The 13,460-nt window shown below is 66.5% G+C and carries 16 protein-coding genes and 1 pseudogene; 12 read left to right on the plus strand and 5 right to left on the minus strand.

The annotated features are described in order from the left end of the window. Positions 1-231 precede the first annotated feature (231 nt). Positions 232-570 carry a helix-turn-helix domain-containing protein gene (locus IEV96_RS01110; RefSeq protein WP_188508873.1) on the minus strand — a complete coding sequence of 113 codons (339 nt, stop codon included), beginning with the start codon at positions 568-570 and terminating at the stop codon, positions 232-234. After that, positions 560-1,675, minus strand: coding sequence for a tyrosine-type recombinase/integrase (locus IEV96_RS01115; RefSeq protein WP_308419454.1), 1,116 nt, complete (start codon positions 1,673-1,675; stop codon positions 560-562). The genes IEV96_RS01110 and IEV96_RS01115 overlap by 11 nt, the downstream gene beginning before the upstream one ends. A 161-nt stretch (positions 1,676-1,836) precedes the next feature. Here IEV96_RS01115 and IEV96_RS01120 point away from each other — a divergent pair. The 8 genes and pseudogenes from IEV96_RS01120 to IEV96_RS01155 form a co-directional block, all read left to right on the plus strand. Next, positions 1,837-2,616, plus strand: a pseudogene (locus tag IEV96_RS01120) (TadA family conjugal transfer-associated ATPase); the annotation flags it as partial. Positions 2,617-2,629: 13 nt separating this feature from the next. After that, positions 2,630-3,487 (plus strand): type II secretion system F family protein, encoded by an 858-nt coding sequence (locus tag IEV96_RS01125; protein ID WP_188508874.1) that lies wholly within the window; start codon positions 2,630-2,632, stop codon positions 3,485-3,487. After that, on the plus strand, positions 3,484-4,422 hold the full coding sequence (locus IEV96_RS01130; protein ID WP_188508875.1) for a type II secretion system F family protein: 939 nt from the start codon (positions 3,484-3,486) through the stop codon (positions 4,420-4,422). Before IEV96_RS01125 ends, IEV96_RS01130 begins: the two co-directional genes overlap by 4 nt. Positions 4,423-4,448: 26 nt before the next feature. Then, complete coding sequence (locus IEV96_RS01135) at positions 4,449-4,613, plus strand: hypothetical protein (RefSeq protein ID WP_188508876.1); 165 nt, start codon at positions 4,449-4,451, stop codon at positions 4,611-4,613. A gap of 2 nt (positions 4,614-4,615) precedes the next feature. After that, positions 4,616-5,020, plus strand: coding sequence for a TadE/TadG family type IV pilus assembly protein (locus tag IEV96_RS01140; protein ID WP_188508877.1), 405 nt, complete (start codon positions 4,616-4,618; stop codon positions 5,018-5,020). Positions 5,021-5,024: 4 nt separating this feature from the next. Next, entirely contained in the window at positions 5,025-5,465 is a 441-nt protein-coding gene (locus IEV96_RS01145; RefSeq protein ID WP_188508878.1) for a hypothetical protein, read from the plus strand. Beyond that, entirely contained in the window at positions 5,462-5,911 is a 450-nt protein-coding gene (locus tag IEV96_RS01150; RefSeq protein WP_188508879.1) for a pilus assembly protein TadG-related protein, read from the plus strand. The genes IEV96_RS01145 and IEV96_RS01150 overlap by 4 nt, the downstream gene beginning before the upstream one ends. 41 nt (positions 5,912-5,952) lie before the next feature. Next, positions 5,953-6,267: a hypothetical protein gene (locus IEV96_RS01155; protein WP_188508880.1), complete on the plus strand. Its 315-nt coding sequence runs from the start codon at positions 5,953-5,955 to the stop codon at positions 6,265-6,267. Between the two features lie 107 nt (positions 6,268-6,374). Here the strand turns inward: IEV96_RS01155 and IEV96_RS01160 are convergent, their stop codons facing one another. Both IEV96_RS01160 and IEV96_RS01165 read right to left on the minus strand, forming a co-directional pair. Next, complete coding sequence (locus IEV96_RS01160; RefSeq protein ID WP_188508881.1) at positions 6,375-7,115, minus strand: SDR family NAD(P)-dependent oxidoreductase; 741 nt, start codon at positions 7,113-7,115, stop codon at positions 6,375-6,377. Positions 7,116-7,235: 120 nt separating this feature from the next. Beyond that, positions 7,236-8,438, minus strand: coding sequence for an acyltransferase family protein (locus IEV96_RS01165; RefSeq protein WP_188508882.1), 1,203 nt, complete (start codon positions 8,436-8,438; stop codon positions 7,236-7,238). Between the two features lie 41 nt (positions 8,439-8,479). Here IEV96_RS01165 and IEV96_RS01170 point away from each other — a divergent pair, with 41 nt between their 5' ends. Beyond that, the gene (locus tag IEV96_RS01170; protein WP_188508883.1) at positions 8,480-9,166 is read left to right on the plus strand and encodes an SDR family NAD(P)-dependent oxidoreductase; all 687 of its coding nucleotides are present in this window, start codon (positions 8,480-8,482) and stop codon (positions 9,164-9,166) included. A 46-nt stretch (positions 9,167-9,212) separates the two neighbouring features. On the opposite strand, the gene IEV96_RS01175 is transcribed toward IEV96_RS01170, so the two are convergent. Beyond that, the gene (locus tag IEV96_RS01175; RefSeq protein ID WP_188508884.1) at positions 9,213-10,481 is read right to left on the minus strand and encodes an MFS transporter; all 1,269 of its coding nucleotides are present in this window, start codon (positions 10,479-10,481) and stop codon (positions 9,213-9,215) included. Between the two features lie 95 nt (positions 10,482-10,576). Here IEV96_RS01175 and prfB point away from each other — a divergent pair, with 95 nt between their 5' ends. The 3 genes from prfB to ftsX all read left to right on the plus strand — a co-directional run bounded on the left by prfB (position 10,577) and on the right by ftsX (position 13,405). Beyond that, positions 10,577-11,683 carry a peptide chain release factor 2 gene (gene prfB, locus IEV96_RS01180; RefSeq protein WP_188508885.1) on the plus strand — a complete coding sequence of 369 codons (1,107 nt, stop codon included), beginning with the start codon at positions 10,577-10,579 and terminating at the stop codon, positions 11,681-11,683. Between the two features lie 76 nt (positions 11,684-11,759). After that, the gene (ftsE, locus tag IEV96_RS01185) at positions 11,760-12,491 is read left to right on the plus strand and encodes a cell division ATP-binding protein FtsE (protein ID WP_188508886.1); all 732 of its coding nucleotides are present in this window, start codon (positions 11,760-11,762) and stop codon (positions 12,489-12,491) included. After that, positions 12,488-13,405 (plus strand): permease-like cell division protein FtsX, encoded by a 918-nt coding sequence (ftsX, locus tag IEV96_RS01190; protein WP_188508887.1) that lies wholly within the window; start codon positions 12,488-12,490, stop codon positions 13,403-13,405. The genes ftsE and ftsX overlap by 4 nt, the downstream gene beginning before the upstream one ends. Positions 13,406-13,460 lie beyond the last annotated feature (55 nt).

Genomic DNA, 13,460 nt, shown 5'->3' on the forward strand with positions numbered 1-13,460 from the left:
CGCCTGCTTCCACTAGGGCGTGACAGAGCGCCTGAACTGTCCTCGGGACGTTCGAAATCTCGCCTTGCAGAATGCCCGGACTTTGAATTAGCGATAGCTGCAGAAGTCGCACCGTCTTTGCGTCCGGCGCTACCTTCGATATGACGTCGCGAACAGTGGCGTGCGCTAGCTCCGGCGTAGCCGCCTGAACGAACTGGACCGTCTCGCTAAATAGGCGGGCGGAGGCAGAGATCATCGCTCAATGCTTGGCCGTCGGATGCTGGCTCTAATCGGGCGCAGGTCGCCTATTGGGCCCTGGGCCGTCTCGCCGACTGCTTCGCGAACGGGAGCGGCGTCGCGCCGTTTCACCGTGATCAACTCGTCCAGCGAGCACTCTAGCGCGTCGCAGAGCGCCGTGAGCACATCTATTCGCACACGCTGTGGTGCGTTCGTCACGAGCCGATAGACCTGCTCCCGCGAGAGCTGCACGCCTCGTTCCGAAAGGAGGGGCCCGATCTTCGACGTCTGGAATATGCCGCGGGAGGCCATTATCGATCGCAAGTGCCAAGATGTCTCTAGCTCAATCGCCACTAGATTCTCCTTCAACGATTCTCTTCAGTGCGTTCGCGAGTACTCGATTTTTAAAGTCAGAACTTACAGAAGCGTAGATGGATGTTGTCGACGCGTGCATGTGGCCGGCCTGTTCCTGTACGAATCGCTCTGCGTATCCGAATTCAAGCAGATGCGTCACAAAGGAGTGCCTAAGACTGTGAAGAGTGAGGGCTTTGGGCAGTCCGGCCTCGTCTCGCAATTCGGCGAAAGTCTTGTCTAAATATCCACCTGTGACCCTGGTTCTTCGCTCCGTGACCCAAATCGCTTCTGGATCTCCGTTCGAGAACTTCGGACGCCCTTCGCCGATCCATTGCTTCATGCCGTCTATCCACCAGTCAAACTCCGGAACAAGGAGAACTGTTCGCCGTCGTGGGGAACCTCCGCCTGCAGCTTTGCCCCATCGAACATGTATTGCGCCGTATTGGCCCCATTCGGGCATTTGAGAACTGTGGTGTAAGTCGGCAAGATCCAGCATCACCAACTCGGTGCGTCGGAGCCCAAAAGCGTACGCGGTCTTCAGCATTTGAGCGTTTCGCAGTGCCGCCAGACCACCCTTCTTGCCTGCTGAGACCAACGTTTCGACTCTGGCATCGGCCGTGTCGAAGAGTTGTTGCAGCTCGTCGTACGTAAACGGCCGGCGCGCAGCCCGACCCTCGAAATCAAATCTGTGGGCCACCGTATTCCACGGCAGGCAGACCTGCGAGGGGATTTGTCCAAACTGCGCTTCACAGATCTCCATCCAGTCGTAGTGGCGGCTCGTTATGTAGTCACAGAACACGCGAATCGCACCGTGATAATGCCGAAGAGTCGACAACGCCAGACCACGGTCCACTACGTCGGAGGTGAATTCGTCGACGTCACCTGCATTCCATTCCCAAGGCAGCTTGTCAACAAACTCTCGAAAATGCCGTACGACGGCCACATTCCCGCGCACGCTCTGAGGTTTCATGCCGCGGCTTATCTGTTGCTGCTTCCAGCTGAGAAGCATCGCGTCGAAAACCATCGATTCCGGATTTGCCAGAACAACGTTCGCTGACGACGACAAGAGCCGCAGGGCCCGCTCCGGAGATTCTTCATGTTGCATTAGACACAACAACGTACGGCCAGTTGCATCATCGCGTCAAGTTCGAGCTGAATTCGTGGCAAGTTGCCCTGCTAAAGTCTCCTTTTACAAAACCCTTAGGACGCAAGTAGCGCGGTATTGCGAAGCTCGACAGTTGCATTGGATGCAACTGTCGATGGTTCGTGACGCAGAGGCACTGGGCCGTCAACATCCGCAAGTTCACGCAGCGCATCCGCGATCTGCAGCGACTCGTCGCGCTCGGCTCGCTCACGCACCAGGCGGCCGAGTTCCTGCGCATGTGCGTGCTCTCGGGGCAGAACATCCTCGTGTCCGGGGCGACGCAGAGCGGCAAGACGACTCTGCTGAATGCCCTGCTGTCGAGCGCGCGGCCGACCGAACGCATCGTCACCGTCGAGGAGACGTTCGAACTCGACCTCTCCGCGCGCGACCGCGTGGCCATGCAGTGCCGGCAGCCCAGCCTCGAGGGCGCCGGCGAGATCACGCTCCGCCGGCTAATCAAAGAGTCGTTGCGGATGCGCCCCGACCGCCTCGTGGTCGGCGAGGTACGCGAGGCCGAGTCGCTCGACCTGCTCATCGCGCTCAACAGCGGGCTACCGGGCATGTCGAGCATCCACGCCAACAGCGCCCGCGACGCCCTCTCCAAGCTGTGCACCCTGCCGCTCCTGGCCGGGCGCAACATCGACTCCGCCTTCGTGGTGCCGACGGTCGCGGGTTGCATCGACCTCGTTGTGCACTGCGAGATCGCGCGCGGTGGACGGCGGCGCATCGTTGAGATCGTCGCACCCAGCGGTCAGGTGAGCGGGTCTCTCATCGAGGCCGGAACGATCTTCGCGATGGAGTCCGGGACCCTCACGGCGACCGGCAGCCACCCGACCAAGACCACGAAATTCCGGGCCGCCGGGTTCGACCCGGCCGCCGTTCTGGCCGGACCGCGCTCATGAACGGCCGGCGCTCGTGACCGCGGTCTGGGGTCTCGTTATGGGCGTCGGCGTGCTGCTCATCGCCTCGCCGGTGCTCTGGCCGGCGTCCGAGAGGCCGGCCGCATCCCGTTCGCTCGCCCCGGTGCGAGCGCGACTGCGGCAGGCCGGGCTCGGCCGCGTGACGCCGCTCACCTTCTTCGTGGTGTCGGTCGTGCTCGGGGTGGTCGGCGGGGCGGTCGTGTTCGCGCTCGTGCCGGTGACGTCGCTCGCCGTCGCGGCCGCGGTGGTCGCGTTCGTCGTGCCCTCGGCGCTCGTGACCGTGCGTGCACGGGGCAGGCGCCGGGCGACCCGGGTGGTCTGGCCCGACGTCGTCGATCACCTCGTCTCGGCGGTGCGCTCGGGGCTCGCACTGCCCGACAGCGTCGTCACTCTCGCCCGCGCCGGTCCGGCGGTGACCCGAGCGGCCTTTGCCGAGTTCGAGGCGGAGTACCGCGCGACCGGCAACTTCGGGCTGTGCATCGGGCAGTTGAAAGACCGCCTCGCCGACCCCGTCGCCGACCGCATCCTCGAGACGCTGCGCATGTCGCGCGAGGTGGGAGGCAGCGAGCTCACCACGGTGTTGCGCAACCTCGCCGCCTACCTGCGCCAGGAGGCCGCCATCCGCTCGGAGGTGGAGGCGCGGCAGTCCTGGGTGATGAACGCCGCGCGGCTCGGGGTTGCCGCGCCGTGGATCGTGCTGCTTTTGCTGGCCAGCAGACCCGAGGCGGCAGCCGCTTACAACACGGCCGCCGGTGCCGCGCTCGTCGTCATCGGCCTGCTGGTGTCGGTCGTCGCCTATCGCATCATGGTCGCGGTCGGACGCATCCCCGACGAACGGCGGTGGTTCCGGTGACGCCCGCAATCGCGTGGGCGGTGGTGTGCGGCGCGGCCCTCGGCCTCGGGCTGTGGGCGATCGTCAGTGTCACGCCGAGGCTCAGCCGGCCGCGCCTCACCGACCGCGTGGCACCCTACGTGCTCGATGTCTCACCCGGGGCCCGTGAGCTGCTCGCCCGGCGCCCGGCCGATCCGCTGCCGGTGCTCGGATTCGTGTTCGCCCCGATGGTCGAGGGCCTCCGTCGCGGCCTCGGCGTGCTGCTCGGTGGGCCGGATGCCACGGCCCACCGCCTGCGGCAGGCGGGTTCGACGCTCACGGTCGAGCGGTTCCGCGGTCGGCAGCTGCTCTGGGGCACGGTGGGTGCCGGCGTCGGGGTGCTCGCTTCGATCGTGGCGGCGCGGGCGACCGCGCTACCGCTCGTCGCCCAGCTCGGTATCGTCGCGATCTTCGCCGCCGGCGGCGTTGCCCTCCGTGACTACGCGCTGCAGCGCGCCGCCCGCGCGCGGCTGGCCCGCATGGCGAGCGAGCTGCCCACCGTGCTCGAATTCCTCACCCTCAGCCTCTCGGCGGGGGAGGGGATCCTCGACGCGACCCGTCGCATCTCCCGCATCAGCCAGGGCGAACTGGCGGCGGAGCTCGGGCGCGCGATCGCCGACGTGAACACGGGCCTACCCTTCGCCGAGTCGCTCGCTCGGGTAGGGCGCGAACTCGACCTGCCGCCCTTCACGCGCTTCGTCGAGCAGGTGGTGGGCGCTCTCGACCGCGGTACGCCGATCGTCGAGGTGCTGCGCGCCCAAGCTCAAGACTCCCGCGACGACGCCAAACGCCAGCTGCTCGAACTGGCGGGCAAGAAGGAGGTCGCGATGCTCGTTCCGCTCGTGTTCCTCATCCTGCCGATCACCGTGGCGTTCGCGATCTTCCCCGGCATCCTCGTGTTGCAGACGGGGCTGTGACGCACCTCGAGAGAAAAGAGAAGGCAATGACGCGACTGAAACTTCTAGCGACCGACGAACGTGGCGACGTTCCGGGCTGGGTGCTGATCACACTGATGACCGCGGGCCTCGTGATCATCATCTGGGGTCTCGCCGGCCCGGCGCTCAGCCAGGTCTTCGAGCAGGCCATCGAACGCGTCACCAGCTTCTAGCGATGCGCGTGCGGGTGTGGCCGACCAGGCTCGGCGACGACCGCGGATCGGCGCCGGCCGAGTTCGTGATGGTCTCGGCGCTGCTCACCGTTCTCACCCTCTCGGTGCTGCAACTCGGATTCGCCCTGCACGTGCGCAACACGGTTCTGGATGCCGCCGCCGAGGGAGCGCGCTACGGGGCGCTCGCCGACAACACCCTCGCCGACGGAGCCGCCCGCACCCGCGACCTCATCACCACGGCGATCGGGGCCGGGTACGCGAACGACGTGACGGCCACTGCGGGCAGCTACCTCGAGCATCCGGCCGTCGCGGTCACCGTGCGCACGCCGCTGCCGCTCATCGGCCTTGTCGGACTCGACGGCGGGTTGGAGGTGACCGGGCATGCCGCGAAGGAGACTCTCGACTAGCGAGATGCGAACCGACGAGACGGGCACGGCCTCGCTCGAGTTCATCACCGCGGGGCTCGTGCTGCTGGTTCCGCTCGTGTACCTGGTGCTGACCGTCGCGGCGCTGCAGGGCGCGTCGTTCGCCGTCGAGGGCGCGTCGCGGCAGGCGGCGCGGGTGTTCGTCGAGTCGTCGTCGGTGGCCGAGGCCCAGCGCAGCGCCCGGGTCGCCGTGGAGTTCGCGCTCGCCGACTACGACCTCGACGCCGACGACGTGCGGATGACCGTGACGTGCACGCCGAACCCCGGCGCCTGCCTCACGCGTCGCGGCTTCGTGACGGTCGAAGTGACGACGGCGGTGGCCCTGCCGCTCGTTCCTCCCGTGCTCGATCTCGACGTGCCGCTCAGCGTGCCGATCGCGTCGAGCACCACGCAACAGGTGTCGCGATTCGGGGGAGTGGCGCCGTGAGCCGTCGTTCAGCCAACCTGCGACGCGACGAGAGCGGGTCGATTTTGCCGCTCACCGTCTTCTACGGATTCCTCGCCCTGGTCCTCGTGCTTCTCGTCGTCGCGGCGACATCTCTCTACCTCGAGCGCAAGCGCCTGTTCGCCCTCGCCGACGGAGCCGCCCTCGTCGGCGCGGAGTCGTTCGAACTGAGCTCGGTGGAGTCGACCGCCTCCGGTACGCGTCCACGGTTGCGGTCGCCGGATGTCGCGGCTGCCGTCACCGGCTACGTGTCGGGCCCGGCCGGCGCTCGCTTCGAGTCCCTGCAGGTGCTGCGCGCCGAGACCGTCGATGGCCGCAGCGCGACGGTGCAACTCGCGGCCTACTGGAGGCCGCCGGTCGTGTCGCTGCTCGTGCCCGAGGGCTTCCGCATCGAGGTGACGGCGGTCGCCCGGTCGGTGTTCGGCTAGCTTGCTAGTAGCCGATCGCCGGCGCGCAGACGGGGGAGTCAGTGAGAAAGCAGCTCGACGTCACCCTCACTATCCTGCTGTCGGTGGTTCTGCTGCGCTTGCTCTGCGTGGCGGTCGCGTTTGTGTTCTTGAACTCGATGGACGTGTCGTGCCTCGAGAATTGCGACTACGGCCTAACGGTATTCGTCGTCTGGGGAATGTTCTGGTCGGCGGTCGTGATCGTCGTCGCGGTCATCCTCGGCATCGGAACCTGTCGCGTCTACCGCCGTAAGTCTGCGTGGGTTCCCGCGGCGGCCATCGTACTGACGATCGCCCTGTTCTTCTCGGCTATCGCGCTCCAGACCGTAGGAGCCTGAAACGTGCGCACGCCCGACAGGAACGCCCTACCCGCTACCGGGCAGTTCGTCCTGTCGGGCGTGCGCGAGGCCGCATCCGTCCTGTCGACCGGCGTGAGCCAGAAAAGTTACGCGGCGGTGAAGCCGCCGTCGACGGCGAACTCGGCGCCGGTGATGAAGCTGGCCTCGTCGCTCAGCAGGTAGGTGATCATCGAGGCGATCTCCTCGGGCTGGCCGAGGCGCTTCATCGGCACGGTCGCGGCGAGGACCTCGCGCGGCGCACCCTCGAGGATCGGGGTGTCGATGAAGCCGGGGTGCACCGAGTTGACGCGCACGCCCTGTTCGACCCACCAGAGCGCGGCGTTCTTGGTGAGCAGTCGCACCGCGCCCTTGGCAGCCTGGTAAGCCGGACCGGCGGCCGAACCGCCGACGAGGCCGTAGATCGACGAGACGTTGACGACGGAGCCCGCGGTCGACGCCTTGAGCGCTGCGCTCGCCGCCTTGAGGCCGAGGAACACGCTGGTCTGGGTGACGGCGATGGTCTTGTCCCACACCTCGATCGTGGTGTCTTCGATCGAGCGGGCGTCACCGATGCCGGCGTTGTTCACCAGCAGGTCGAGGCCGCCGAAGGTGTCGACGGTGCCGGCGACGGCGGCGTTCCACTCGTCTTCGCTCGTGACGTTGAGTGAGACGAAGAGCGCCTTGCCCCCGGCGGCGGTGATCTCGTCGACGACGGTCTGGCCGGCTGCGGCGTTGATGTCGGCGATGACGACGGACGCGCCCTCACGCGCGAGACGCAGCGACGTGGACTTGCCGATGCCGCTCGCCCCGCCGGTGACGAGTGCGACTTTGCCCTGGAAACGGGTCATGGTGTGTGCTCCTTGGTCGAGTGTTCGAATGGGCTCCGCAGAATCGGATACACATGGGACAAACGGGTCGGATGCACGTCTCGATCGAAACCGGAACCGTGACTAACTTACACCTGTTGTTTAGTTGGCGGGAGGGGTGGCAGGTGTCGCGGAAGCGGGCGCCGTGCGGCCGATCTTCTTCGAGAGGCGGTGGCTCGGAACATCCACGAACCGGGTGAAGAGTTCGGCGACACCGAACGAGATGCCCACGCCGATGAGCGTCTGCACCGGCCACGGCAGCTCGTGCGCCACGTTGGCGGTCGCGATGAGAATCGGCGCGTGCACGAGGTAAAGGCTGAACGAGATGCGTCCGAGCCAGTGGATCGGCGGCAGTGACAACACGCGCACGGCCGGTGTCCAGCGTGCTGCCACGGTGACGATGCCCGCGGCCCCGATGACGATGAGGGCGGATGACGCGAACGCGACATGTGTGTTCTGCCCGATGCCCGGCTGCAGCAACCAGTGCAGGATGAGCAGGAACAGCGAGGCGACGGCCACCACAAGCCACACGATGTGCCCCCACCACGGCGCGGAACGCTGGGCGAGCTCGGCGGCGTCGGCACTGTCGTCGCGGAGGCTGAACAGCTTGGCGAGCGCTATACCCACGATGAACGCGGGCAGGTAGACCAGCGGCAGTACGGTGTACTCGTAGCCCAGCAGCACGAGGAGAGGGGCGAGGGCGATCGCCGCCCACGCGAGCTTGCGACCGCGCGACGCGATGAGCACGAATACGGGCAACAGCAGCGAGAACAGCACCTCCCAGCGAAGCGACCAGAGCGGGCTGTTGAAGTCGGGGGTGCCGTTGAAGACGTCGGCGGCCTGGATGGCGAACTTCCAGTCGAAGTCCGGATACGTGTAGAACTGCACCCACGCGCTGTCGCTCGCCTCGCGGTCGCGGTGCAGTAACAGCGTCACGATCACGGCGAACACGATCGACGCGAACATCGGCAGATAAAGCCGCACGAGCCGGCGCGGAAAATAGTTTCCCCAGTTGAAGTCGCGCTCGCGCCTCACCTGCAGGGTGAGCACGAGTCCGCTGAGCACGAAGAAGACGATCACGGCCTCGTTGCCGGCGATGAAGATGCGCAGGGGGGAGTGCAGCAGCAGGTCCCAGAACGAACCCGGCTCGGCCGCCTTGTTGTTCACCACTATCTCCGACAGGGTCGGGCTGATCAGCAACGAGTGGTAGGCGACGACCACGATTGCGGCGACGCCGCGGAGGCCGTCGAGCGAGCGAAGACGCTGCAACGGCTGGGTGCGCGGGGGAGAAGGCTGTTGTGACAAGCTTCGAGTGTATCCATTCGTGCGCTGTCTAGGCTGAGGCGATGACCGATCTTTCCGACAAGAACATTCTCGTCATCGGGGCGACCGGGGCCCTCGGCTCGCGCCTCGCTGCCCGTCTGGCTGACCATGGGGCGAACGTCGTGCTCACCGGATCCGACCGAGCCCGCCTCGCCGCGCTCCCTGTGCCCGGCCGCAGGTTCGTCGTTGATCTCGCCACGCAGGCCGACACCGCGGTCGGGTTGGCGGCTGACGCTACGGGCGGGCTGGACGGGGTGGTCGTCGCGGCCGGGGTGGTGGCCTTCGGACCCGCCGCCGACCTCGACGCCGCAACCCTCGCCACGCTGTTCGCCGTGAATGCGACCGGACCGATCGCGCTGATCTCCTCCGCGCTCCCGCTACTCGCCGACTCGGCCGCGGAGGGCCGCGAGCCCTTCGTGCTCACCATCAGCGGGGTCGTCGCGGAATCCCCGACGGCCGGGTTGGCGGCCTACTCCGCGTCGAAGTCTGCGCTCGCGGCCTTCATGGCCGCCACATCGCGAGAGGCCCGTCGCAGCGGCGTCCGACTCATCGATGCCCGACCGGGCCACACCGAGACCGGGCTGGTCACGCGCGCGATCGCCGGGTCGGCGCCGGCCTTTCCCGCGGGGTTCGACCCCGACGTGGTGGTCGACCGGATGATCGCGGCCATCGTCGGCGACGAGAAGGATCTGCCGAGCACCGCCTTCTGACCCGCCGCGGACCTCGAGGCCGGCGTCCGATCGCGACGGCCCGCCGCTAACGCAGTGTGCGCGGCACGTGCGGGGCGTACCGCGGCACGTAGCGCAGCAGAATTCCGGCGCCGACGAGCCCGAGCACGCCCACGGTGCCCGCGGCGACCGCGATCGACGCCACACCGGTGATGAACGCCACGAGCAGCGGGCCACCCGCGTTGCCGAGGTCGCCCGTGAACCGCCACGCGCCGAGGAACGGCGCCGGGTTGCTCTTGTCGGCGAGGTCGGCGCCGAGCGTCATCAGGATGCCGCTGCCCACCCCGTTCGCGAGCGACATGAACATCGCCGCCGAAATGAACCACACCACCGAGTCGGGAAGGTCGTGGGTGAACGCGAGCGCCAGGTGCCCCAGTCCGAGCCCGACCATCGAAGGGACGGCGCTCCACAGCCGCCCGAAGCGGTCCATGATCTGGCCGCTCGCGTAGAACAGGGCGAAGTCGATTCCCGACGCGATGCCGATGATGAGAGCGGTATTGGTCTCGGTGATGCCGATGCTCACCGCCCACAGCGGCAGGATGATGGCCCGGCTCGCTCGCAACGCCCCGATCAGCGCGGCACCGGTACCGAGTTTGGCGAGCACGCCGCGGTTCTCGTAGATGGTGCGGAAGAGCCCGTGCGCCTCCTGCTCGACGAGCGCCTCGCCCTCGTGCAGGGCGGCGCCGGTGCTGCCGCGCACCGTCTTCGCGGCGCCGAACGACGCGCCGGGATCGCGCAGCAGGATGAGCGTGAGCGCCGCCGCGAGGCAGGCGATGATGTGGATCCAGAACGCGGATGCCGCGGTGCCGGTGAGGTGGATGACCGCCGCCGTGATGAACGGTCCGATGAATGCGCCGGCGCGGAAGGTGCCGCCGAGGGTGGACAGGGCCCGTGCCCGGTAGGCGATCGGCACGAAACTGGTCATAAAGGCGTGCCGCGCGAGCGAGAAGACCGCCGTCGCCAGACCGACGAGGAAGATTCCGAATCCGAGCGCGACCGGGTTGGGGGCGAGCACGCAGATGACGAGGCCGATGATCGACAGCAGGGAGGCACCGATCATGGCCGGGCGTTCCCCTACCCGGGCCACGAGCCATCCGCTCGGAATGTCGCCCACGAGCTCGCCGAGCATCAACAAAGCGGCCACGAGACCGGCGATGGCGAGGGTGGCGCCGAGGTTGCCGGCGACGACCGGGATCATCGGGATGATCGCGCCCTCGCCGATGGAGAAGAGCAGCGTCGGCAGCAGGGCCGGGAGTGCGATGGAGCGCCAGCGGAACGGTTGCTCGGCGGTGCTCATTCCTTTCACCCTACGCCTGTCCGGTCGCGGAGCCTGTCGAAGAGCGCTTCGACAGGCTCAGCGACCGATAGGCAGGCGGGTAGACTCGCACCGACATGGACGACCTTGATTTTTCTGTAGAGATTGCTGCCCTTCGATCGACCTTCGACGACATCCGCTCGGTGGTTGGCGTCGACCGGCTCGAGGCCGAGATCGCGGATCTGAGCGAGCAGGCGGGCGTTCCCGACCTCTGGGACGACACCGACAAGGCGCAGAAAGTCACCAGCGACCTCAGCCACCGTCAGGCCGAGCTCGCCAAGATCGTGAGCATCGCCTCGCGCCTGGACGACCTGGAGATTATGGTCGAGTTGGCGAACGACGAATCGGATGTCGCCGCAGCCGACGAGGCGAAGGCCGAACTCAAGGCGATCGAGAAGGTGCTCGGCGACCTCGAAGTGCAGACGCTGCTCGATGGTGAATACGACGCGCGCCCCGCCGTCATCACCATCCGCGCCGGCGCCGGGGGAGTAGACGCGGCCGACTTCGCCGACATGCTCTTCCGGATGTACCTGCGCTGGGCCGAGAAACACGGCTACTCGGCGACCGTCATGGACACGAGCTACGCCGAAGAGGCCGGCATCAAGTCGGCGACCTTCGAGATCGACGCCCCCTACGCTTTCGGAACGCTCGGCGTCGAGGCCGGAACGCACCGCCTCGTGCGCATGTCGCCGTTCGGTGCGGCGGGCAAGCGCCAGACCAGTTTCGCCGCCGTCGAGGTCATCCCGCTGCTCGAAGAGGCCGCGGTCATCGACATCCCCGAGGGTGATATCCGCGTCGACGTCTTCCGCTCCTCCGGCCCCGGCGGCCAGTCGGTCAACACCACCGACTCCGCGGTGCGCCTCACCCACATCCCCACCGGCACCGTCGTGTCGATGCAGAACGAGAAGAGCCAGATCCAGAACCGCGCGGCCGCCATGCGCGTGCTGCAGTCGCGCCTGCTCATCATCCAGAAGGAGCAGGAGGCGGCCACCAAGAAGGAGTTCGCCGGGGTCATCACCGCGAGCTGGGGCGACCAGATGCGCAGCTACGTGCTCGCGCCCTACCAGATGGTGAAAGACCTGCGCACCGAGTACGAAGAGGGCAACCCCTCCAAGGTGTTCGACGGCGACCTCGACGGTTTCATCAACGCCGGCATCAAGTGGCGTAAGCGCGACAAGGACTGAACTGATGCTGGGAACGTGACGTCCGTGGGGTGTCGCGAGAGGCATCCGTCTCTCTCGTGCCTAGGCTCGTCACGAAATGATTCGCTTTGATTCGGTATCCAAGTTGTATTCCGGGAACACCCGGCCGGCCCTTAACAATGTCAGCCTGGAGATTCTCAAGGGGGAATTCGTCTTTCTCGTCGGCGCTTCCGGCTCCGGTAAGTCGAGCTTCCTGCGCCTCGTGCTGAAAGAGGAGAAGCCCTCGCAGGGGCAGATCCACGTGCTCGGGCAACAGCTCGGCACGCTGTCGAGCCGCAAAGTCCCCTACTTCCGCCGCAATCTCGGCGTGGTGTTCCAAGACTTCCGCCTGTTGCCCCAGAAGACCGTGTTCGACAACGTCGCGTTCTCGCTGCAGGTGATCGGCAAGAGCCGCGGCTTCATCCAGGAGGCCGTCCCCGACGTGCTCAAGATGGTGGGCCTGGCCGGCAAGACCAGCCGCTTCCCCCACGAACTCTCGGGCGGTGAGCAGCAGCGCGTCGCCATCGCTCGCGCCATCGTCAACAAGCCGGCGATCCTGCTGGCCGACGAGCCGACCGGAAACCTCGACCCCGTGACGAGCGCCGGCATCATGAACCTGCTGCAGCGCATCAACGTGGGCGGCACCACCGTGATCATGGCGACCCATGACGCCGGCATCGTCGACCAGATGAAGCGCCGCGTCATCGAACTCACCAGCGGTCAGATCGTGCGCGACGAACGTGAGGGCGGGTACCAGACCCAGGCCATCCCGATCCAGGGGTTCGGCCTTTCGAACGGAGCGATCCAGTGAGGCTCGGACTCGTTCTGGGCGAGGCCGCCACCGGTCTCCGCCGCAACGTCTCGATGGTCATCTCCGTCGTTCTCGTGACATTCATCTCGCTCACCTTCGTGGGCGCGGCCATCCTGCTCCAGATGCAGATCGGCGAGATGAAGGGCTACTGGTACGACCGCGCGCAGGTCGCCGTCTACATGTGCACGGCCACCGACTCCACCGGCAACTGTGCGCAACAGGAAGCCACGCAAGACCAGAAGGACCTCGTCGAGGCCCAGCTCGAGTCGACGACCCTCGCCCCGTTCATCAAGAAGTTCGAGTTCGAAACCCACGACCAGGCCCTGGCCAACTTCAAGGACCAGTTCGCCGACAGCCAGCTCACCGCTTTCGTCACAAAAGACATGCTGAACGAGAGCTTCCGGGTGAACCTCAACGACCCGACGCAGGCCGACATCCTCATCGAGAGCCTGTCGTCGAGCGCCGGGGTGCAGGCCGTCGAAGACCAGCGGAGCTACCTCGACCAGATCTTCGCCGTTCTGAACGCCGCCAGTTTCACCGCCATCGGTCTCGCGACACTCATGCTGATCGCGGCCGTGCTGCTGATCGCCACCACGATCAGGCTCAGCGCCTTCTCGAGGAGGCGGGAGCTGGGCATCATGCGCCTCGTCGGAGCGTCCAACCGGTTCATCCAAACCCCCTTCATCCTCGAGGGTGTCTTCGCCGCTCTTATCGGCTCGCTGCTCGCCGGCGGTGCCGTGATAGCGATCGTGCAGTTCTTCGTGAAGGGCTATCTAGCCGAGACGCTCGCGACCACCACGACACTGGTCGGGCTCGACGAGGCGATCATCGTCGTGCCGATCCTCATCGTGGTCGGCGGTATTCTCGCGGCCGGGTCGGCCGGGTTTGCGATCAGTCGCTACCTGAAGGTCTAGCGGCGGGTAAGCTGAAAGGCTGCTTTCATGAGAGAGCCGGCTTACACAGAGAGAA

The sequence above is a fragment of the Conyzicola nivalis genome (assembly GCF_014639655.1).
In the GTDB taxonomy this organism is placed as follows: Bacteria; Actinomycetota; Actinomycetes; order Actinomycetales; family Microbacteriaceae; genus Conyzicola; species Conyzicola nivalis.

Coding starts and splice junctions, on each gene's coding strand:
- IEV96_RS01115 (WP_308419454.1), bottom strand. CDS start 1,675: ATGCAACATGAAGAATCTCCGGAGCGGGCCCTGCGGCTCTTGTCGTCG.
- IEV96_RS01135 (WP_188508876.1), top strand. CDS start 4,449: ATGACGCGACTGAAACTTCTAGCGACCGACGAACGTGGCGACGTTCCG.
- IEV96_RS01140 (WP_188508877.1), top strand. CDS start 4,616: ATGCGCGTGCGGGTGTGGCCGACCAGGCTCGGCGACGACCGCGGATCG.
- IEV96_RS01145 (WP_188508878.1), top strand. CDS start 5,025: ATGCGAACCGACGAGACGGGCACGGCCTCGCTCGAGTTCATCACCGCG.
- IEV96_RS01160 (WP_188508881.1), bottom strand. CDS start 7,115: ATGACCCGTTTCCAGGGCAAAGTCGCACTCGTCACCGGCGGGGCGAGC.
- IEV96_RS01170 (WP_188508883.1), top strand. CDS start 8,480: ATGACCGATCTTTCCGACAAGAACATTCTCGTCATCGGGGCGACCGGG.
- IEV96_RS01175 (WP_188508884.1), bottom strand. CDS start 10,481: ATGAGCACCGCCGAGCAACCGTTCCGCTGGCGCTCCATCGCACTCCCG.
- prfB (WP_188508885.1), top strand. CDS start 10,577: ATGGACGACCTTGATTTTTCTGTAGAGATTGCTGCCCTTCGATCGACC.
- ftsE (WP_188508886.1), top strand. CDS start 11,760: ATGATTCGCTTTGATTCGGTATCCAAGTTGTATTCCGGGAACACCCGG.